Consider the following 17,925-nt stretch of genomic DNA (forward strand, 5'->3'; position numbering starts at 1 on the left):
TAATCACGACGACGGGAGCGAGAATGACGGACATTTCGAACGCGAAGAAGGCGGATCCGAAGGCGGGCAAGAGCTCGGGATCCGGTGTGCAGTCGGTCGAGCGCGTGTTCGAGCTCCTCGATCTCGTCACCGACGCCGGTGGCGACGTGACGCTCAGCGAGCTCTCGGCGTCGACGGACCTGCCGCTGCCCACCATCCACCGGCTGCTGCGCACCCTCGTCTCGCTGGGATACGCGCGACAGCTGCCCAACCGCCGCTACGCCCTCGGCCCGCGTCTCATCCGCATCGGCGAAGGGGCCTCCCGACAGTTCGGCGCGCTCGCACGTCCGCAGCTGAAGACCCTCGTCGACGCCCTGGGCGAGAGCGCCAACATGGCCGTGCTCGACGGGGACATGGTCGTCTACGTCGCCCAGGTGCCCTCGCAGCACTCGATGCGCATGTTCACGGAGGTCGGCCGGCGCGCCAACGTGCACGACACCGGCGTGGGCAAGGCGATCCTCGCCCAGCTCGACGACGACACCGTGCGCGGCATCGTCGGCCGCACCGGCATGAGCACCCCGACCGAGTACAGCATCGGCACCGTGGACGCGCTGCTGAAGGAGCTCGACCTCATCCGCGAGCGCGGCTACTCGATCGACGAGCAGGAGCAGGAGATCGGCGTGCGCTGCTACGCCATGGCCGTGCCCGGCGCCCCGACCCCGACCGCGGTCTCGGTCTCGGGTCCGATCGCCCGCGTGACCGAGGAGTTCGCGCACCGCGCGGTGCCGCTCCTGCGCGAAGCCGCCACGGCGATCGCCGCCGACCTGGAGGCCTGAGCCCCACCGGGGGCACCGCCCCCGCAACTCCGAAGGGCGGATGCAACTCCGAAGGACGGATCCACGGATCCCGTCCTGTGGAATTGCATCCGTCCTTCGTTCGTGGCCACGGTCGGGGTCGCCGAGCGAGCGCGCTCGACGACCCCGGCCCGTCACTCCGCGTCGGTGCCGCTGGTGCCGGCGTTCACGTCGAGCAGGCGGTACTTCTCGGCGGCCTGCTGCGGGATCGAGGCGTCGATCTCGCCGCGCTTGGCGAGCAGCTGCAGCGTGCGGACCACGACCGACGGGCCGTCGATCTTGAAGTACCGGCGGGCGGCGGCGCGGGTGTCCGAGAAGCCGAAGCCGTCGGCGCCCAGCGTCGCCCAGTCGTTCGGGACGAACTGGCGGATCTGGTCCGGCAGGTCCTTCGCGTAGTCGCTGACCGCGACGATCGGGCCGTGCGCGTCGGCGAGCTGCTGCCGGAGGAACGGCTCCCGGGCGCCGCGTCCGAGGAACTCGTCCTCCTCGGCGGCGACGGCGTCGCGACGCAGCTCGGTCCAGCTGGTGACCGACCAGACGTCGGACTCCACGCCCCAGTCGTCGCGGAGCAGCTGCTGCGCCTCCTGCGCCCAGGTCACGCCGATGCCCGAGGCGAGCAGGTGCGCACGCGGGGCATCGACGGGGGCGATCCGGTGGATGCCGCCCAGGATCCCCGCCACGTCGGCGTCCTCGGGCTCGGCCGGCTGCACGATCGGCTCGTTGTAGACCATGAGGTTGTAGATGTAGTTGCGATCGGTCGAGTCCGCGCCGTACATGCGCTCGATGCCCGCGCGCATGATGTGGCCGATCTCGTAGCCGAACGCCGGGTCGTAGGTGATCACCGCGGCGTTCGTCGCCGCGAGCAGCGGCGAGTGCCCGTCGGCGTGCTGCAGCCCCTCGCCGGTCAGGGTGGTGCGCCCGGCGGTCGCCGAGATCAGGAAGCCGCGCGTCATCTGGTCGGCGGCCGCCCAGAGGGAGTCCCCGGTGCGCTGGAAGCCGAACATCGAGTAGAACACGTACACCGGCACGAGCGGCACGCCGTGGGTCGCATAGGCGGTGCCCGCGGCGGTGAACGCGGCGATGGATCCGGCCTCGTTGATGCCGACGTGCACGATCTGCCCGGCCGTGGACTCCTTGTACGAGAGCACGATGTCGCGGTCGACCGCGAGGTAGTTCTGCCCGTTCGGGTTGTAGATCTTCGCCGTCGGGAAGAACGCGTCCATGCCGAAGGTGCGCGCCTCGTCGGGGATGATCGGGACGATCCGCTTGCCGAACTCGGGGTCGCGCATGAGGTCCTTGAGCACCCGCACGAACGCCATCGTCGTCGCGGCCTGCTGCTTGCCGGATCCGCGCGCCGCGACCTCATACGCCTTCGCATCGGGCAGCGCGATCTCGCCGGAGGCGTGCGGGCGCCGCTCGGGCAGGTATCCGCCGAGCGCCTGGCGCCGCTCCTGCATGTACCGGATCTCCGGAGCGTCGGCGCCGGGGTGGTAGTACGGCGGCTCGTAGGGGTTCGCCTCGAGCTGCTCGTCGCTGATCGGCACGCGCAGGTGGTCGCGGAAGTCCTTGAGGTCCTGCAGCGTCATCTTCTTCATCTGGTGCGTGGCGTTGCGCGCCTCGAACCGCGGGCCGAGGCCGTATCCCTTGACCGTCTTGACGAGGATCACGGTGGGCTTGCCGTTGTGCTCCATCGACTGCTGGTACGCCGCGAACACCTTGCGGTAGTCGTGGCCGCCGCGCTTGAGGCCCCAGATCTCGTCGTCGCTGAGGTGCTCGGCGAGCTTGAGCGCGCGCGGGTCGCGTCCGAAGAAGTTCTCCCGGATGAACGCGCCGGACTCGCCCTTGTAGGTCTGGTAGTCGCCGTCCACGGTCGTGTTCATCACGTTCAGCAGGGCGCCCTCGGTGTCGGCTTCGAGGAGCGCATCCCACTCCCGGCCCCAGACGACCTTGATGACGTTCCAGCCGGCGCCGCGGAAGAAGCCCTCGAGCTCCTGGATGATCTTGCCGTTGCCGCGCACCGGCCCGTCCAGGCGCTGCAGGTTGCAGTTCACGACGAAGGTGAGGTTGTCGAGCTTGTCGTTGGCGGCGAGCTGCAGCAGGCCGCGGCTCTCCGGCTCGTCCATCTCGCCGTCGCCGAGGAACGCCCAGACGTGCTGGTCGCTGGTGTCCTTGAGCCCGCGGTTGTGCAGGTAGCGGTTGGACTGGGCCTGGTAGATCGCGTTCATCGGGCCGATGCCCATCGACACGGTCGGGAACTCCCAGAACTCCGGCATGAGCCGCGGGTGCGGGTAGGAGCTCAGCGCGTGCCCCTCACGCGACTTCTCCTGGCGGAAGCCGTCGAGGTCCTCCTCGCTGAGGCGGCCCTCCATGAAGGCGCGGGCGTACATGCCGGGCGACGCGTGGCCCTGGAAGTAGATCTGGTCGCCGCCGCCGGGGTGGTCCTTGCCGCGGAAGAAGTGGTTGAAGCCCACCTCGTACAGGGTCGCGGCCCCCGCGTAGGTGGAGATGTGGCCGCCGACGCCGATACCGGGGCGCTGCGCGCGGTGCACGAGGATCGCGGCGTTCCAGCGCATCCAGGCGCGGTAGCGGCGCTCGAGCTCCTCGTCGCCCGGGTAGGCCGGCTCGTCGTCGGCGGAGATCGTGTTGACGTAGTCCGTGGTCGCGTTCGGCTCGTCGACCACGCCGGCGCGGGCCGCCAGCGTACGCACGATGTGCTCGCCGCGCTCGGCTCCGCGCTGGGCGACGAGCGCATCCAGCGACTCGAGCCATTCGGCGGTCTCTTCGGGGTCGTGATCCAGGGTCTCGGATCCGAGGGCGGCGGAGCTGCTCTGTTCGTGCATCTTCGGCCTTTCTGTGAGAAGTCGGGGTGACCTGTTAGATGTAGGGGGCTGCCGGTTCGGCAGCGGAGTCGAGTCGTGAGGAGTGAGGATGCACGCACGCATCGCTGTGGTGACGGGGGCGGGATCCGGGATCGGGCGCGCCGTGGCGCGCACCATGCTGGCCGCCGGATACCGCGTCGCGCTCGCCGGGCGGCGCGAGGCTGCGCTGGCGGAGACGGCGGCCGGGCATCCGGACGCGCTGGTGGTCCCGACAGACGTGACGGTCGAGGCCGAGGTGGACGCCCTGTTCGACCGGGTGGTGCGCGAGTGGGGCCGCGTGGACGTGCTGTTCAACAACGCCGGCGCCTTCGGCCCCGCCGTCTCGGCGGCGGACATCGAGCTCGCCGACTGGGAGCAGACGCTCGCGGTGAACCTCACCGGCGCGCTGCTCTGCGCGCGGGCGGCGATGCGGACGATGCGGGCGCAGTCGCCGCAGGGCGGACGCATCATCAACAACGGCTCCATCTCGGCGCAGGCACCGCGACCGCTGTCGGTGGCGTACGCCGTGAGCAAGCACGCCCTCACGGGACTCACCCGCTCCATCGATCTGGACGGCCGGCCGTTCCGCATCTCGTGCGGTCAGATCGACATCGGCAACACCCGCACCGAGATCATGGACGAGCTCGGGGTCGGATCCGGCGCGCTGCAGGCCGACGGCTCCCGCAAGGTCGAGCCCACGTTCTCCGTCGACGAGGCCGCCCGCACCGTGCTGTTCATGGCGGATCTGCCGCTCGAGGCCAACATCGGGGCGCTCACGATCACCGCGAGCGGGATGCCGTTCGGCGGGCGCGGCTGAGGGATCGCGGGGGTTCGCGATCATCGGCGGACCTCCTCGTCGCCTCCCGCTCTCTGCTGAGACGACGGGGTCTTGCTCGGTTCCGGATCCAGTTGATTTCAGATCGTGGAAGATTAATTTCAGATTGCGTAACTAGTTTCCTCCGACGAGGGGGTCCTTGTCAAGGTTCCGGACCTTCGCAGACGCCGGGAGACGCGAATGCGGGGCCCGGTGAACCGGGCCCCGCATTCGTGTGACGGTCGTGGTCGGGCGCTCAGCAGAAGCCGGCGATGCCGTCCCAGGACCAGTGGTCGGCGTCGGCGCCGTCGCGCAGGAACGACGCCTCGATGAGCCCATAAGGGCGATCGGCGGCGTAGAAGACCTCGTTGGGGTTCTCCAGGCCGAACGGCGACAGGTCCACGACGAAGTGGTGCTTGTTCGGGGTCGAGAAGCGGATCTCGTCGATCTCGGGGTGCGCGTCGAGCACCGCCTCGGCCATCTCCTTCAGCGTGTGCTGCAGGGCGTACGAGTAGTTGCGCGAGAAGCCCGCCAGGAGCAGGCGGCGAACGTCGGCGTAGACCTCGTTGAAGTCGAGGTCGATGCGGTTGTAGCGCCACTTCGCGGTGACCGAGGTGGCGAGGATCCGGTCCTCGGTCTCGGGGAGCGTCGTGTACTTGTCCCGCGGGTAGCCGACGAAGCCGCTCGCGGTCGACTTCAGCACCGTGAGGTCCTGCAGACCCGCGATGACGGTGGTGTCGTCGCCGTCGATCTGCACGACCGCGGTGCGGGTCTCGGTGCCGCCGCGGACGAAGGCGTGGTCGTGCTCGCCGGCGTCGCCCTCGATGCGCAGCCAGGTGTACTGCTCGGCCGCCCAGCGACCGCCGGTCACCCAGTCGAACTCACCGGTGAAGTGCCGGCCGAGGCGGAGGAGGAACTCCTCCGGGCTGCCGACGCCGTCCTTGGCGAAGGCGAAGACCGTGTTCTTCTGCGTGTCGGTGGCGACGACGTTCTCGTTGTTGCCGTCGAAGTGCGCCGAGGCGAAGTCGCCGCGCAGCTGCGACGTGACGTTCAGGTCCTCGATCTCGTGGCGGTCGGTGTCGCGCGTGATGCGGACGACGCGGTTCTCCGCCTTGCCGTACTGGTTCTTGCCCAGGATGATGCTGGTCATGTCGGATTCCTCTTAGCTTCCTCGATAGGTGGAATAGGCGAACGGACTGAGCAGGAGCGGCACGTGATAGTGCGCCTGCTCGGCGTCGACCTGGAAGGTCAGCACCACCTCCGGGAAGAAGGTGTCCGTCATGATGCCGGCGAAGTAGGCCGCGGTGTCGAACCGGAGGCGGTACGCACCGCTCTCCAGCCTCTCCGGACCCAGCTCTTTCACCCGCCCGTCAGCATCGGTGAAGCCCGAACCGATCCCGGTCCACGCGTCGCCGTCGCGGGCTTCGAGCACGACGGCGACGCCGGGCGCGGGGCGCCCGAGTGTGGTGTCCAGGATGTGGGTGGTCACGTGGGAGACGCTCATGCGCTCGCTCCTTCGGTCTCGATGGCCGCCGTCAGACGCAGAGCGGCGATCTCGCGCAGCTGCCGGTCGACGACGGCGAGTTCCTGCTCGTCGGTGTTGCCGAGCCGCTCGTGCAGCAGGGCGAGGATCTCCTGGGCCGAACGGCCCGCGGCCCGCACGAGGAAGACGCGGTCGAACCGCTCCTCGTAGGCGCGGTTGCCCTCGACGAGTGCGGCGGCCGTCACCTCGTCGACGCTCGGCTGCTCGCGGCGCGAGTGCGCGGCCTCGGCGCTCGTGCCGTCCACCTTCGCGCCGATCCGCGGGTGGTGCGCCAGCGCGCCGTCGAGCTCGGCATCGCTGAGCGGGGCGGCGACGGAGAGCGCGGCATCGGCGAGCGCGTCGACCGAGGCGTAGGGACGGCCGTCCACGATCTCATCGATCCAGCGGGCGATGTCCAGTGCGGGCTTCACGGCGATCGCGGCGGCGGCGCGATCTGCGGAGTTGAACTCCTCGAGCAACATCTTCGATCCTCAAGCCATGCTGGCATCCGGCGTGTCGTGCTTACGGGGGATCCGCGTGCGGGATCCGATCCTATCGAAGAGATAGTTTCCGTAGTCCGGAACTGTTATTTCAGCATGTGTAACTATTGTGCGGATCGGATCCGCGGATGTCAACCCCCTCGGGGAACTTCCCCCCGCCTCGGGCCCCGACTTGGACGATCGGATCCGGGCGGGGTGTCACGATCAGCACACCATGCGACGATCAGCACACGTGTAGACGTGGATCCGTGTGCCGATCGGCGCATGGTGTGCTGATCGTCGCATGACGGACGCTCGCCGGACGCCCGGGTCGCATCCCGGACGCGCAGAACGCACCCCCGGGGATCCCGGTGGTGCGTTCTGCGCCGCGGTTCAGACGCCGAGCTCGGTGCGCAGGCGCGCGACGTGACCCGTCGCCTCGACGCCGTACTCGGCGCGCTGCACGACCCCGTCGCCGTCGAGCACGAAGGTCGAGCGGATGACGCCGTCGAACGTGCGGTCGCCGACGGTCTTCTCCCCCCACACGCCCCATGCCTGCGCCACGGCGGCGTCGGTGTCGGCGAGCAGCGGGAAGGTCAGGCCCTCCGCCTCGGAGAAGGCGCGGATGTCGGCGACCTCGTCGGGCGAGACGCCGAGCACCGAGTAGCCGGCGGCGTCGAGCGAGGAGAGGTTGTCGCGGAAGTCGCAGGCCTCGGTCGTGCAGCCCGGAGTGGCCGCCTTCGGGTAGAAGTACACGACGACGTTGCGTCCGCGGTAGTCCTCGAGCGAGACCCGGGCGCCCTCGGCGTCCTCGAGGGCGAAGGCGGGCGCGGTGTCGCCGGCGGCGAGGCGAGTGGTCATGATGTCTCCGTTCGGATGGATCAGTGGGTGACGGGCAGCACGCCGAAGGCCTCGGCGAGCTGCATGATCTTGCGGGCGCGGCCGAGGCGCGGCAGGTCGCTGCCGTCGCGGACGATGCGCCCGCGCGCGTCGAAGTCCTCGAGGAACTCGTAGGCCCACTCGACGTCGGTGCGGGTGGGGCTGATGACCTCGTTCACGACGGGGGTCTGGTCGGCCTGCAGGCAGAGCTTGCCCGTCATGCCCATCGACACCGTGATGGCCGACTGCTCGCGCAGGATGGGATGGCTGGATCCGACCGTCGGGCCGTCGATGGGTCCGGGCAGGCCGCCGGCGCGGCTGGAGATCACCAGGCGCGCCCGGGGGTAGGCCATGGCCTCGCGGTCGGCCGACATGCCGGTGTCGCGGCGGAAGTCGCCGCTGCCGAACGCGAGCCGGAAGGCGCCCTTCGCCCGGGCGATCTCGGTCGCGTTCTCGATGCCGACCGCGGACTCCACGAGCGCGACCACGGGGACCCGCGCGCCGAGGCGGTTGAACGTGTCCATGACCTGACCGCCGAACTCGGTCTTGGCCAGCATCACGCCCTGCAGGCCCGGGGCGTCGCGCAGCCCGTCCAGGTCGGGCGACCAGTGCTCGCTCGTCGCATCGTTGATGCGCACCCAGGCGCGGTTCGGCCTGCCGTCGGCGGCGGATCCGTGCAGCCAGCGCACCACGTCGTCACGGGCGGAGTCCTTGTGACTCGCGTCGACCGCGTCCTCCACGTCGAGCACCACCGCGTCGGCGTGCGAACGCGCGGCTTCGTCGAACGTCTCCGGCTTCGTCGCGGCGACGAGGAGCCACGAGCGCGCCAGCTCCGGCGCGATCTCGCGCGGACCGGACGTGGGAAGCGGAGCGTTCATTTCATTCCATTCTATGAAACTCGAATTTTGCAATATGAAAAGATTACCTCGTGTGGTGTTGCGACGCCAGCCTCAGCCTGCCGACGCCCGCGCGACTCATCCCCGCAGCGCAACCACCGCGTCCCACAGGACCGCGGCGACACGGCGCTTGGAGCCGGCCGTCACCGCGACCACCTCGCCCTCCCGCCCGATGAGCTCGATCGCGTTGTCCTCCGCCTCGAAGCCGTGCTCGGCGTCGGCGAGGTTCACCGCGAGCAGATCGGCGCCCTTGCGCTCGCGCTTGCGTCGCGCGCGCTCGCGCCGGGCGTCGGGATCCGTCGAGGTCTCGGCGGCGAACCCCACGATGATCTGGCCCTCGGGCGCCGCGCCCTCTCGGCGGGCCGCACCGAGCGCCGCGAGCACGTCCTCGTTCTCGACGAGCTCGATCCGCTCGAGGATCCCGTCCTCCTTGGTGAGCTTGTGCGTCGCGGCCTGCGCCGGGCGGTAGTCGGCGACGGCGGCGGCCATGACCACGGCATCGGCGACGGCGGCCGCATCCTTCATGACCGTCGCGAGTTCCGCCGCGGTCGCGACCGGGCGGATCCGGATCCGCGGATGCGCCGCAGCGGCCAGCACGTCGCCGGCCAGGTTCGCCGCGACGAGGTCGACCTCGGCGCCGCGCATCGCGGCCTCGACGGCGAGGGCGACCCCCTGCCGCCCGCTGGAACGGTTGCCGAGGTAGCGCACCGGATCGATCGGCTCGCGGGTGCCCCCGGCGGAGACCGCGACCCGCAGGCCGTCCAGATCCTGCGGGGCGAGCAGGCGGAGCGCTGCCTCGGCGATCGCCTCGGGCTCGCTCATCCGGCCGGGTCCGCTGTCGCCGCCCGCGAGCTCGCCGTCGTCGGGCCCGATCACATGCACCCCGCGCCCGACGAGGATGCGGATGTTGGCCTGCGTCGCGGGATGCGCCCACATCTCGGCGTGCATCGCGGGCGCGACGAGCACCGGCGCGGTCGTGGCGAGCAGGGTCGTGCCCAGCAGGTTGTCGGCGATCCCGGCCGCCATGCGCGCGAGGGTGTTCGCGGTCGCGGGCGCGACGACGACGAGGTCGGCGCCCTGGCCCAGCGCGACATGGCGCACCTTCGCCACGTCGTCGTGCACGCTCGTGGTGACCGGATTGCGGCTGATCGCCTCCCAGGTCGGCGCACCCACGAAGCGCAGGGCGTCCTCCGTGGGGATGACGGTCACATCGTGGCCGGCCTTCACCAGGAGTCGAACGAGCTGCACCGACTTGTAGGCCGCGATGCCGCCGGAGACCCCCACCACGATGTCCATCCCCCGATTCTGCCATCCGGCCCGGCGCGGCGGCCCGCCGGGGCCGGGGTCGGCGGCCAGGCACGGCAGCCAGCGGCGGAGAGCGGCGGCGGGCTGCCCCGGGACGCGGGCGGCCCCCGCCGTTGTGCAGGGACCCCCGGTCGTTCTGCAGGGACCCCGGGGCGTTCTGCAGGGACTTACCGCTGTTGTGCAGGGGCCCGCCGCTGTTGCGCCAGAACCCGCCGTCGCGGATCCGCCCGTTTCACCCCCGAAACCGGCACTTCTCCCCGTGTGGCCCTGCAGAACGGCTCGGGCTCCCTGCACAACGACGAAGCCTCCCTGCACAACGTCCGGACCTCCCTGCAGAACGACGCAGGGTCCCTGCATAACGGCCTGAGGTTCGGCGGAAAGACCTCGCCGCTGCTCGCGTCCATAGACTGAGGCGCGTGTGCACGGTCGTGATCGAGGTCGACGAGGCAGGGGTGCGGCTGCTGGCCGTGCGCGATGAGGATCCGCAGCGGGAGTGGGACGCGCTCGGAGCGTGGTGGCCCGCCCAGCCCGGCGTCGTCGGGATCCGGGACCGTCGGGCGGGCGGCGCCTGGCTCGCCGCGGATCCGGCGGAACGGCGGCTCGCGGTGCTGCTCAACCGCGCCGACGTGCTCGACCTCCCCGCGGACCAGGCGGTCTCCCGCGGCACGCTCGCCCTCGCCTCGGTCGCGGGCGCCTTCGCGAGCCTCGAGGACGGGGGCGAGGTCGGCTCGGCACGCATGCACGGCTTCAACCTGCTCGAGGTCTCCCCCGCCGGCGCCCGCGTGCTGTCCTGGGACGGATCCGTCCTGCGCGAGACACCGGTGCCCGCCGGCGTGCACATGATCGCGCACGACGACCTCGACGACCCCGGCACCGCGCGGATCGCCCGCTGGCTGCCCGAGTTCCAGGCGCGTCCGACGAGGGACGCCGCCTGGCCCGACTCCTGGATCCGGCTCCTGGCGTCGACCGCCGAGCTGGACCCCTCCGACGACCGGGCGATCATCCGCGACAACCGCTCGCACGGCTACCCGACGCAGTCCCTCCTCTACGCGACCGCCGCCGTCGACAAGGACGGCGTCGAGGTGCTCGACCACACGCTGCCCGCACCCGCGCACTGGGGCTGAGCCCCCGGTATGGGCAGCACTGCCCATACCGCACGGCCATCGGGACCGGTACGTTCGGGACATGACGGATCCGCACCAGAACGTCCCCGCCCCGCAGCCCCCGACCGCTCCCGGTCCTGGCACCATCGGCGGCCCCGCCGCGGCAACGGGTCAGAGCCCGGCGGGACAGATGTACGGGGCGCCCGCGTACCCCGCCCCGGGCTACGGAGCCGTCCACGCCGCACCGGGATACGCGGCGCCGATCGCCGGCCCGCGGCCGAGCACGGCGGGCGGCATGGTCATGCTCGCTCTCGTGTTCGCCGGCCTCGCCGTGATCACCGGCTGGGCGAACACGCTGGGAGCGTTCCTCTCCTACCGCCTCAACCTGCCCCCGTGGATCTTCTCGCTGCTCGGCGGGCTCACTATCGCGGTCTTCGACGCGCTCGCGCTCGTGTTCGGCATCATCGCCGCGCGTCGCGGCGGCGGGGTCAGGGCAGGCATCGCGATCGGCGTCGCGATCGTGGGCCTGCTCGGCCTGCTGTTCAGCCTGACGCTGCCCGCGCTGTACTCCACGCTGATGCGCTTCTGAGCGCCGGGCGGACCGGCCTCAGCGTCCGGCGCGGGCGAGCACGCGCTCGTACACCTCGAGCATCGCCGCGGTCCGCGACGACTGCCGGAAGTCGGCGGAGACCTGCGGATCCGGCTCGGGGGCACGGCCGCCTGCGATGTCGTCCGCGGCAAGACGCAGGGTCTCGGCGAGCGCGGCCACCCGCCCCGGCTCGTCCCGGGCATCGGGCACGGCCCAGAGCCCGCCGCCCAGCTCGCCGGCGATGTCGGGGTCGCTCACGATCGTCGGGGTGCCGAGGGTGGCCGCCTCGAACGGGGTCATGCCCTGGGTCTCGAAGCCGATGGACGTCTGCACGACGGCGTCGGCGGCGGCGATCCGGGCGAGCACGTCGGCGTAGCCGATCCGTCCGGCGAAGTGGATGCGGGGTCGGATGGCGCGGGCCGCGATCCGCTCGGCGGCGCGGAGCTGCGCCCCGCCGCCCACGATCTCGATGTCGGCGTCGACGTCGCTCGCGACGACGGCCTCCAAGAATGGCAGCAGGCGCTTCTCGGGGCTCATCCGGCCGAGCCAGATGAACCGCGGCCGGCCCGGCACGCGCTCCGCCGGCGCCGCCGCGAGCACCTGCTCGCGCACCTCGTCGTCGATGCCGTTCCAGATCACGTCCACGGATCCGAAGACGCCGTGCTGCTCTAGCCGGCGGGCGAAGTGCCCCGACGGGGCGGTCACGGCCCGCGACTCCGCGGCGACCCCGGCGAGATACGCCCACCCGTCGGCACCGCGGGGCTGCGGCCCGATTCCCCGCAGCGCCGTGCGCCGCCACAGGTTCAGCGCACCCAGCACGGGCCGGTGCAGCGGGGTCACCGCGGCGATGCCCACATCCACCCGGTTGTGCATCGTGTGCACGGCGGGGATGCCGTGCCGATGCGCGAAGCGATGCCCGATGAACGCGCCCCAGAAGTCGGCCTGCACGTGCAGCAGGTCGACCGGGGGCCGCCGGGTCATCGCGCGGTCGAGGAAGCGGTCGGTGCGCCGCCCCGGCCAGGTCAGCGAGTACTCGCGGTCGGCCGTGATCGGGATCGAAGGAAGGTCGATGTAGCCGGGATCCCCCGCCGCGTCCCCGCCCCGTGCCGAGTGCATCCGCGGTGCGACGATCGTGACCGTGTGCCCCGCCCGCTCCAAATAGGTGCGCTGCAGCCGCATCGAGACCTGCGCGCCACCCAGCGACTCGGCGTGCTGGTCGGCGAAGAAGACGATGTGCATCCGGTCTACTCCGGCAGCGGCTCGTCGCGGTACAGCGCCTCGAAGGTGTCCAGCGTGCGGTTGATGTCGTGCACGGCGACGCCGTCGAGCGATGCCCGCTGCATCCGCTCGTACTCGGCCGGATCCGCGGTGAGCACGTCGGTGAGACGCGCCGCGAGCTCGTTCACATTGCCCGGCTCGAACAGGTAGCCGTTCACGCCGTCCTGCACGAGGTGCGGCAGGGCCACGGCGTCGGCCGCGACGATCGGCAGCGCCGAGGCCATCGCCTCCATGGTAGCGATGGACTGCAGCTCGGCGATCGAGGCGATCACGAACAGCGAGGCGCGGCTCAGCAGCGCGCGCAGCTCGGCGTCGGTGGTGCGGCCGTGGAAGGTGACGTGGTCCTGCAGGCCGAGCTGCTGCGTGAGCGCCTCGAGCTGCTTGCGCTGGTCGCCGCCGCCGACGATGTCGAACGTCACGTCGAGAGCCGGATCCAGCTTGGTCATCGCCTTCAGGATGACCTCGACCTGCTTCTCGGCGGTGAGCCGGCCGACGAACACGATGCGGTTCTTCTCGCGCGGGCCGATGACCGGCGTGTACTGCGTGCGGTCGATGCCGCAGCTGACCGGGATGACGCCCTCGACGTCGATCGTGCGCTCGAGGAAGTCGGCGGCGCGGCGGGTCGGGGTGGTCACAGCGCGAGTGAGCGCGAACGTCCGGCTCGCGTCGGCCCAGGCGAGGCGCAGCACGATGTCGTCGATGAACTTCGGCATCGTCGTGTGGTCGAGGATGTTCTCGGCCATGACGTGGTTGGTGGCGATCACCGGGATGCCGCGCTCGTGCGCGATCCGCGACAGACCCCGCCCGATCACGATGTGCGACTGGATGTGCACGACGTCGGGCTGCACGGCGTCGAGCACCTGGCGCGCATAGTGCTTCGAACGCCACGGCCAGACGAACCGCAGCCAGTCGTGCGGAGCCCAGCGCACCGACGGCAGCCGGTGCAGGGTCATCGCCTCGCCCTCGATCACCTCGGTGCGGGGCTTGGCCGTGCGGTAGGCCTGGTTCGGAGCCACGACGTGCACGTCGTGGCCGCGCTGCACGAGGCCGGCCGCGAGGCGCTCCGTGAACCGGGCCGCGCCGTTCACGTCGGGCGAGAAGGTGTCGGCACCGATGAGGATCCGCAGCGGGCGCGGCTCGGCCGGGGCGGACGCGGCGGTGTCGGAGGTGGCCTGCGGGCGATGGTCGCCGGGGGAAGTCACGTGATTGCTGCCTTTTGCTGGGCCGCGGCGCCGGCGAGCGCCTCATCGGCCGCTCGAACCCCGCGGAGATGGCCTGGATCGGGCGCTGGCCACTCTACCCGAGGGGCCTGGGGATCCGACGGAGGCCGGCACGGGCCTGCCGCGGTCGGGCCGGCACGGCCCTGCCGCGGTCCCGCGCCGGCCCGGCAGGGTTCGGCGCCCGGCCCGGCAGGGTTCGGCGCCCAGCCCGGCAGGGTTCGGCGCCCGCCCGGCAGGGTTCGGCGCCCGGCCCGGCAGGGTTCGGCGCCCCGCCCCCGGGTTCCGTATTCAGGCTGGATCCGTGTCCCTGGCGGTTTTCCGGCCGGAACTGCACGGATCCGAGGATCCAGCCTGAGTTGTGTCGACGTCGGACGGATGACCGGAGCTCGCGGCCCGGTGTCACCCGCGTGGGACCGCGGCCGCCCGGCGGATCGCCGGCCGGCCGCGGCCGCGATCAGGCGCCGAGGACGATCCTCTTGGCGTGCCCGTGTCCGTCCAGGTCGAACTCGAGGGTGAGCGGCGCCGTGCCGACGACCCGCACCCCGTCGTCGCCCTCGACCACGGTCGACTGCGCGACGCCGGCGAGCACGACCCGTGCGGTCGTCTGCGTGCGACTCGGGTCGGACAGCACGACCGTGGTGCGGCCCGCGTCGGTGCGCACGGCGAGCGAGCAGGGCCCTCCGACGGTCACGCCGTACGCCGGCGCCGCGCCGGCGGGCGTCGCCTGGAAGAAGTTCGCGAGGACGAGGCCCTGACCCGCCACGCGGATCGCCTGCGCCTGCGCGTTGTTCGCCAGCACCTCGACGCTCGGCGCGCCCGACTCCGCGAACGTGACCGAGTGCGCGACGTTCGGCAGCACCATGTAGGCATAGCCCCCGCCGGACGGGTTCGTGCCGTGGTGATGGGTGACCGTGACGTAGTCGCGGTTCTTGACGTCGGTCGTGCCGCCGGTGTCGGATCCGGAGTTGATCGTCTGCCAGTCGCCCGAGCGCGGAACGACCTGCACGTCGATCGTCCCGGAGACGTTCTCGCCCTTGAGGAAGACGTAGCCGCCGTGACCCATGATGTGCACGTTGCGCTTGACGGTGATCGCCCCGTCCGCCGCGGCGAGGGCCCGGTTGCGGTTGTCGGTGCGCACGTTCGGCACGGTTCCCGGCGCGAACGAACGGTTGTCGATCGTGGTGAACACGTCGAACCCCGACGCCGACGTGATCGCCGCCCCCAGGCACACCACTTTGTCGTCGAGGAAGAACCACGACTTGCGCGCGCTGAGCGACTTGTCGAAGTTCAGGTGGTCCATGCCCTGGATGCCCCAGCGCTCATCGAGCGCGAGACCGCCGCCGAACGCCTGGAACGCGCGCGGGATGCCTGTGCCGTCGGTCGCGCCGTTCGCCCGCGGCGCCGCCGTCACCGTCGTGCCCGGCAGCCGGTACGGGTCGACCGTGGGCCAGAAGTCGGCGCTGTACTGAGCCGGATCCGCCGAGCTGTAGAAGAACGTCATTCCGTCGCCCTGATACCAGCCGAGGTTGTTCTCCTTGTTGCCCCACTCGTAGCGACCGATCCGCTTCGACGAGACGTTGACGACGGCGCTGAAGCCCGGCCGGTGATGCACGAGCCGGTCCTGGTCGCCGAACGCCCTCGTGGAGACCGGGGCGTCGGCCGGGGTGACCGAGCCGTCGGCGAGGATCGAGGTCACGAGCAGCGACTTCGCCACCGTCTGCGTGGGCAGGCCGTAGAGCTTCTCGTCGGTGCAGCGCTGCAGCCAGCCCTTCACGAGCGAGAGGTAGCGGCCGCGGTACGGCTCGCCTGCTCCCTGGGCCAGCAGCAGGATCGCGGTGATCGCCGCGGCGCCGTCGACGTAGTCCGGCTCCGCCTGCCGCGACACCGCGCGCCCGCGGACGGCCTCCATCATGCGGCCATTCCAGATGAACGGAGCATAGGAGGCCTCGACCGCATCGAGGATCACCGACTTCTTCGGATCCGTCACGTCCCAGTCGCTCCCGCCGAGGAGCCCGAGGATCTCGGCGATGCCGCCGAGCGTCACCACACCGTAGGTGCCGACGTAGGGCAGGTAGGTGTGCTGCACGAAGGATCCGTCGACATAGAAGCCGTCGCCGCTCGTGACGTAGCCGAACACGCTGTTCTTGCCGGCGCGCACCGTGTCGCTGAGGGCGTCGCGGGCCAGCGCGATCTCGTCCGGACGGCCGTCGAGGATCCCGCGCAGCGCGCAGGACAGCGCCTTGTCGGTGCGGTTGGCGCCGGTCTCGGCGAGGCTCGTCGCCCGCCCGCGCCAGTTCGGATCGGGCGTGAAGTACCGCGCGGCGGCCAGAAGCGCGGTGCGCACGTCGGCCGGGACCTCCTCGTGCAGCAGGACGCAGATGTCGGCCGCCTTGCGGGGCACGCCGATCTCCCAGAACCACCAGTTGCCGACCGGAGACTTGCCCGCCTTGTAGATGTTCGCGCTGAGCCAGGTCAGCGCATCCACGAGATCGGCCGCGAGCGCGGCGTCGCCGTACTGCGCGCATCCCGCGGTCGCGTAGGCGAGCGCGAGGTCGAAGATGCGATTGAAGGTGACGCCCATGTTCCCGGACAGGACCGTGCCGGTCACTCCCGTGAGAGGCAGGTCGCTCCAGATGCCGGGGGACGCCGCCGGGCGCACCATGGCGTTCCACGACGCGGTCGCCGCGTCGCTCATCCCGCTCAGCACACCGGCGAGCTCGGGCACGGACGCCGCACTGCCGTCGCCGGCGAGCATGACGGCGCGGCGCTGGACGAGCAGCGCGAGCGGGTCGTCGGCGGCGGTCCGGACTCCGCCGGGAAGCGTACGGGCGCTCGCCGATCCGCCGGCGACGGCGACGAGAGCACCGGCTCCGAGCAGTCCGAGCAGGGCGCGGCGGTTCATTTCGAGGGGGGACATCATCGGCCTCCGGGTCGTTCGGGGAAGGATTCGCGGACCATGGTATGCGCTTTCCCAACCAAATAGTAGAGGCGGTGTACATATTTCATCGCGCCCTGGACGCACGGCGGACCCCCACCTTCGCCCCCTACGCTCTGAGCATGCGCCTGCTCGCCGACGCCGACCCCGAACGCTGGATCCCCGTGACCGGATCCCTCGGCCTGCGTGGTCGCCGGCACCGCAAGGCTGCGATCGGCATGCTGCTGGGCCAGCTGAACGGTGCGGCGGGCGCGACGCAGCGCCCCGGGTCCGGCTTCGGCGCCTGGGCGCTCAGCCAGGCGGCGCCGTTCCTCATGCGCAAGGCCGACGGGCGCGTGCTCGTATGGACGTGGAAGGCGGAGCCCGAGCTGATCGTCGCGATGGCGAGCGCCCAGGAGCTCACGCCGCAGGTGCGCACCGCCCGCGCCATGATGCCGATGGAGTACGACGACACCGAGGCGTTCCGCAACCCCTACCTGGGCGTGGGTGAGAAGCTCGTGGTGCCGCTGCCGGTCGAGCCCGGCGCACCGCCGTTCGCGACCTACACGTGGGACACGGGCACGCACCTCATCACGCTGCAAGCGGTGTGCGCCGACCGGGAGCGCTTCGGCACCGTGATCGGCGCGGTGGACGAGATCGCGCGCACGCTGCGCTCCCAGGACGAGCTCTCCGTCGGCGAGTCCGGACCCGTGCTGCGGCTGCCGCCGGCCTGACCGGCCTGAGCCCGCCGGCCGCGCACACACCGCCCTGTCCGCACGCTCAGGCGAGGCCGCGTTCGTCCAACCACTGCCGGGCGACGGCCTTCGGCGCCCGCAGAAGCCAGGCGTCGGCGATGACCTCCCCGAGCTGATCGGGCGCGATCTCGTCGAGCCGCAGCAGCACCGCCGGATAGCCTGCGAAGTGCGGGATGGTGAAGAAGATCCGCGGGTCCGCCGCGACGAGCTCGGCGGCGAGAGCCACCGACTCGGTGCGCACCGCGAGCACCGGCCCGTCCGGCCAGGCGCGGCCCAGCTCGGCGAGCTGGCGCAGGTCGGTCTGCGACGGCCCGCGCATCCAGGCGATCTGGCCGCCGTTGCAGCGCCAGCCGGGGGCGCCCGTGTGGCCGCCGACGCGCTCCTCGACGCCGGGAAGCGCGAGGGCGAGGGTGCGGACGTCGTCGATCGTGGCCATGGATCCGATCCTCCCCGTCCCTGGGGGATGGCTCAACCCTTCTG

Annotated in this window: 16 protein-coding genes; 5 read left to right on the plus strand and 11 right to left on the minus strand. The window is 71.3% G+C overall.

Features of this window, described 5'->3' with window-relative positions; all coding sequences use genetic code 11:
- The first annotated feature begins 23 nt into the window (after positions 1-23).
- Positions 24-815: an IclR family transcriptional regulator gene (locus WFJ17_RS01530; RefSeq protein WP_336647472.1), complete on the plus strand. Its 792-nt coding sequence runs from the start codon at positions 24-26 to the stop codon at positions 813-815.
- 152 nt (positions 816-967) lie between these two features.
- Here the strand turns inward: WFJ17_RS01530 and aceE are convergent, their stop codons facing one another.
- On the minus strand, positions 968-3,673 hold the full coding sequence (gene aceE, locus WFJ17_RS01535; protein ID WP_251443047.1) for a pyruvate dehydrogenase (acetyl-transferring), homodimeric type: 2,706 nt from the start codon (positions 3,671-3,673) through the stop codon (positions 968-970).
- Between the two features lie 88 nt (positions 3,674-3,761).
- Between aceE and WFJ17_RS01540 the strand changes: the two genes are divergently transcribed.
- Complete coding sequence (locus tag WFJ17_RS01540; protein WP_336647473.1) at positions 3,762-4,508, plus strand: SDR family oxidoreductase; 747 nt, start codon at positions 3,762-3,764, stop codon at positions 4,506-4,508.
- A gap of 253 nt (positions 4,509-4,761) precedes the next feature.
- Here WFJ17_RS01540 and pucL read toward each other — a convergent pair whose 3' ends face one another.
- From pucL to coaBC, 6 genes are all read right to left on the minus strand, one after another.
- Positions 4,762-5,655, minus strand: coding sequence for a factor-independent urate hydroxylase (gene pucL / locus WFJ17_RS01545; protein WP_251443052.1), 894 nt, complete (start codon positions 5,653-5,655; stop codon positions 4,762-4,764).
- 12 nt (positions 5,656-5,667) lie between these two features.
- Positions 5,668-6,009, minus strand: a complete 342-nt coding sequence (gene uraH / locus WFJ17_RS01550) for a hydroxyisourate hydrolase (protein ID WP_295035593.1) — start codon at positions 6,007-6,009, stop codon at positions 5,668-5,670.
- Positions 6,006-6,509: a 2-oxo-4-hydroxy-4-carboxy-5-ureidoimidazoline decarboxylase gene (gene uraD / locus WFJ17_RS01555; protein WP_336647474.1), complete on the minus strand. Its 504-nt coding sequence runs from the start codon at positions 6,507-6,509 to the stop codon at positions 6,006-6,008. The genes uraH and uraD overlap by 4 nt, the downstream gene beginning before the upstream one ends.
- Positions 6,510-6,899: 390 nt before the next feature.
- The gene (gene bcp / locus WFJ17_RS01560; RefSeq protein ID WP_336647475.1) at positions 6,900-7,367 is read right to left on the minus strand and encodes a thioredoxin-dependent thiol peroxidase; all 468 of its coding nucleotides are present in this window, start codon (positions 7,365-7,367) and stop codon (positions 6,900-6,902) included.
- Positions 7,368-7,387: 20 nt separating this feature from the next.
- Complete coding sequence (locus tag WFJ17_RS01565) at positions 7,388-8,263, minus strand: HpcH/HpaI aldolase/citrate lyase family protein (protein WP_336627999.1); 876 nt, start codon at positions 8,261-8,263, stop codon at positions 7,388-7,390.
- Between the two features lie 96 nt (positions 8,264-8,359).
- On the minus strand, positions 8,360-9,577 hold the full coding sequence (coaBC, locus tag WFJ17_RS01570; RefSeq protein ID WP_336647476.1) for a bifunctional phosphopantothenoylcysteine decarboxylase/phosphopantothenate--cysteine ligase CoaBC: 1,218 nt from the start codon (positions 9,575-9,577) through the stop codon (positions 8,360-8,362).
- A 425-nt stretch (positions 9,578-10,002) separates the two neighbouring features.
- Between coaBC and WFJ17_RS01575 the strand changes: the two genes are divergently transcribed.
- Both WFJ17_RS01575 and WFJ17_RS01580 read left to right on the plus strand, forming a co-directional pair.
- Positions 10,003-10,710 carry an NRDE family protein gene (locus WFJ17_RS01575; protein WP_336647477.1) on the plus strand — a complete coding sequence of 236 codons (708 nt, stop codon included), beginning with the start codon at positions 10,003-10,005 and terminating at the stop codon, positions 10,708-10,710.
- 61 nt (positions 10,711-10,771) lie between these two features.
- Entirely contained in the window at positions 10,772-11,278 is a 507-nt protein-coding gene (locus WFJ17_RS01580) for a hypothetical protein (RefSeq protein WP_336647478.1), read from the plus strand.
- Positions 11,279-11,296: 18 nt separating this feature from the next.
- Here the strand turns inward: WFJ17_RS01580 and WFJ17_RS01585 are convergent, their stop codons facing one another.
- The 3 genes from WFJ17_RS01585 to WFJ17_RS01595 form a co-directional block, all read right to left on the minus strand.
- Positions 11,297-12,517, minus strand: coding sequence for a glycosyltransferase family 4 protein (locus WFJ17_RS01585; protein WP_336647479.1), 1,221 nt, complete (start codon positions 12,515-12,517; stop codon positions 11,297-11,299).
- Between the two features lie 5 nt (positions 12,518-12,522).
- A complete protein-coding gene (locus WFJ17_RS01590) occupies positions 12,523-13,758 on the minus strand; it encodes a glycosyltransferase (RefSeq protein ID WP_442927957.1) in 1,236 nt (411 codons plus the stop codon).
- Between the two features lie 472 nt (positions 13,759-14,230).
- Positions 14,231-16,693 (minus strand): polysaccharide lyase 8 family protein, encoded by a 2,463-nt coding sequence (locus WFJ17_RS01595; protein ID WP_336647480.1) that lies wholly within the window; start codon positions 16,691-16,693, stop codon positions 14,231-14,233.
- Between the two features lie 140 nt (positions 16,694-16,833).
- On the opposite strand from WFJ17_RS01595, the gene WFJ17_RS01600 reads away from it, so the two are divergent.
- Positions 16,834-17,424 (plus strand): hypothetical protein, encoded by a 591-nt coding sequence (locus WFJ17_RS01600; RefSeq protein ID WP_251443078.1) that lies wholly within the window; start codon positions 16,834-16,836, stop codon positions 17,422-17,424.
- A gap of 46 nt (positions 17,425-17,470) precedes the next feature.
- On the opposite strand, the gene WFJ17_RS01605 is transcribed toward WFJ17_RS01600, so the two are convergent.
- Positions 17,471-17,881 (minus strand): MmcQ/YjbR family DNA-binding protein, encoded by a 411-nt coding sequence (locus tag WFJ17_RS01605; protein ID WP_251443081.1) that lies wholly within the window; start codon positions 17,879-17,881, stop codon positions 17,471-17,473.
- Between the last annotated feature and the right edge of the window lie 44 nt (positions 17,882-17,925).

It is taken from the genome of Microbacterium sp. MMO-10, assembly GCF_037148715.1.
GTDB lineage: Bacteria > Actinomycetota > Actinomycetes > Actinomycetales > Microbacteriaceae > Microbacterium.

Excerpts from the sequence above, each read along its gene's own strand:
- WFJ17_RS01530 (WP_336647472.1), top strand. The coding sequence starts at position 24 with ATGACGGACATTTCGAACGCGAAGAAGGCGGATCCGAAGGCGGGCAAG.
- aceE (WP_251443047.1), bottom strand. The coding sequence starts at position 3,673 with ATGCACGAACAGAGCAGCTCCGCCGCCCTCGGATCCGAGACCCTGGAT.
- WFJ17_RS01540 (WP_336647473.1), top strand. The coding sequence starts at position 3,762 with ATGCACGCACGCATCGCTGTGGTGACGGGGGCGGGATCCGGGATCGGG.
- pucL (WP_251443052.1), bottom strand. The coding sequence starts at position 5,655 with ATGACCAGCATCATCCTGGGCAAGAACCAGTACGGCAAGGCGGAGAAC.
- uraH (WP_295035593.1), bottom strand. The coding sequence starts at position 6,009 with ATGAGCGTCTCCCACGTGACCACCCACATCCTGGACACCACACTCGGG.
- uraD (WP_336647474.1), bottom strand. The coding sequence starts at position 6,509 with ATGTTGCTCGAGGAGTTCAACTCCGCAGATCGCGCCGCCGCCGCGATC.
- bcp (WP_336647475.1), bottom strand. The coding sequence starts at position 7,367 with ATGACCACTCGCCTCGCCGCCGGCGACACCGCGCCCGCCTTCGCCCTC.
- WFJ17_RS01565 (WP_336627999.1), bottom strand. The coding sequence starts at position 8,263 with ATGAACGCTCCGCTTCCCACGTCCGGTCCGCGCGAGATCGCGCCGGAG.
- coaBC (WP_336647476.1), bottom strand. The coding sequence starts at position 9,577 with ATGGACATCGTGGTGGGGGTCTCCGGCGGCATCGCGGCCTACAAGTCG.
- WFJ17_RS01580 (WP_336647478.1), top strand. The coding sequence starts at position 10,772 with ATGACGGATCCGCACCAGAACGTCCCCGCCCCGCAGCCCCCGACCGCT.
- WFJ17_RS01585 (WP_336647479.1), bottom strand. The coding sequence starts at position 12,517 with ATGCACATCGTCTTCTTCGCCGACCAGCACGCCGAGTCGCTGGGTGGC.
- WFJ17_RS01595 (WP_336647480.1), bottom strand. The coding sequence starts at position 16,693 with ATGTCCCCCCTCGAAATGAACCGCCGCGCCCTGCTCGGACTGCTCGGA.
- WFJ17_RS01600 (WP_251443078.1), top strand. The coding sequence starts at position 16,834 with ATGCGCCTGCTCGCCGACGCCGACCCCGAACGCTGGATCCCCGTGACC.
- WFJ17_RS01605 (WP_251443081.1), bottom strand. The coding sequence starts at position 17,881 with ATGGCCACGATCGACGACGTCCGCACCCTCGCCCTCGCGCTTCCCGGC.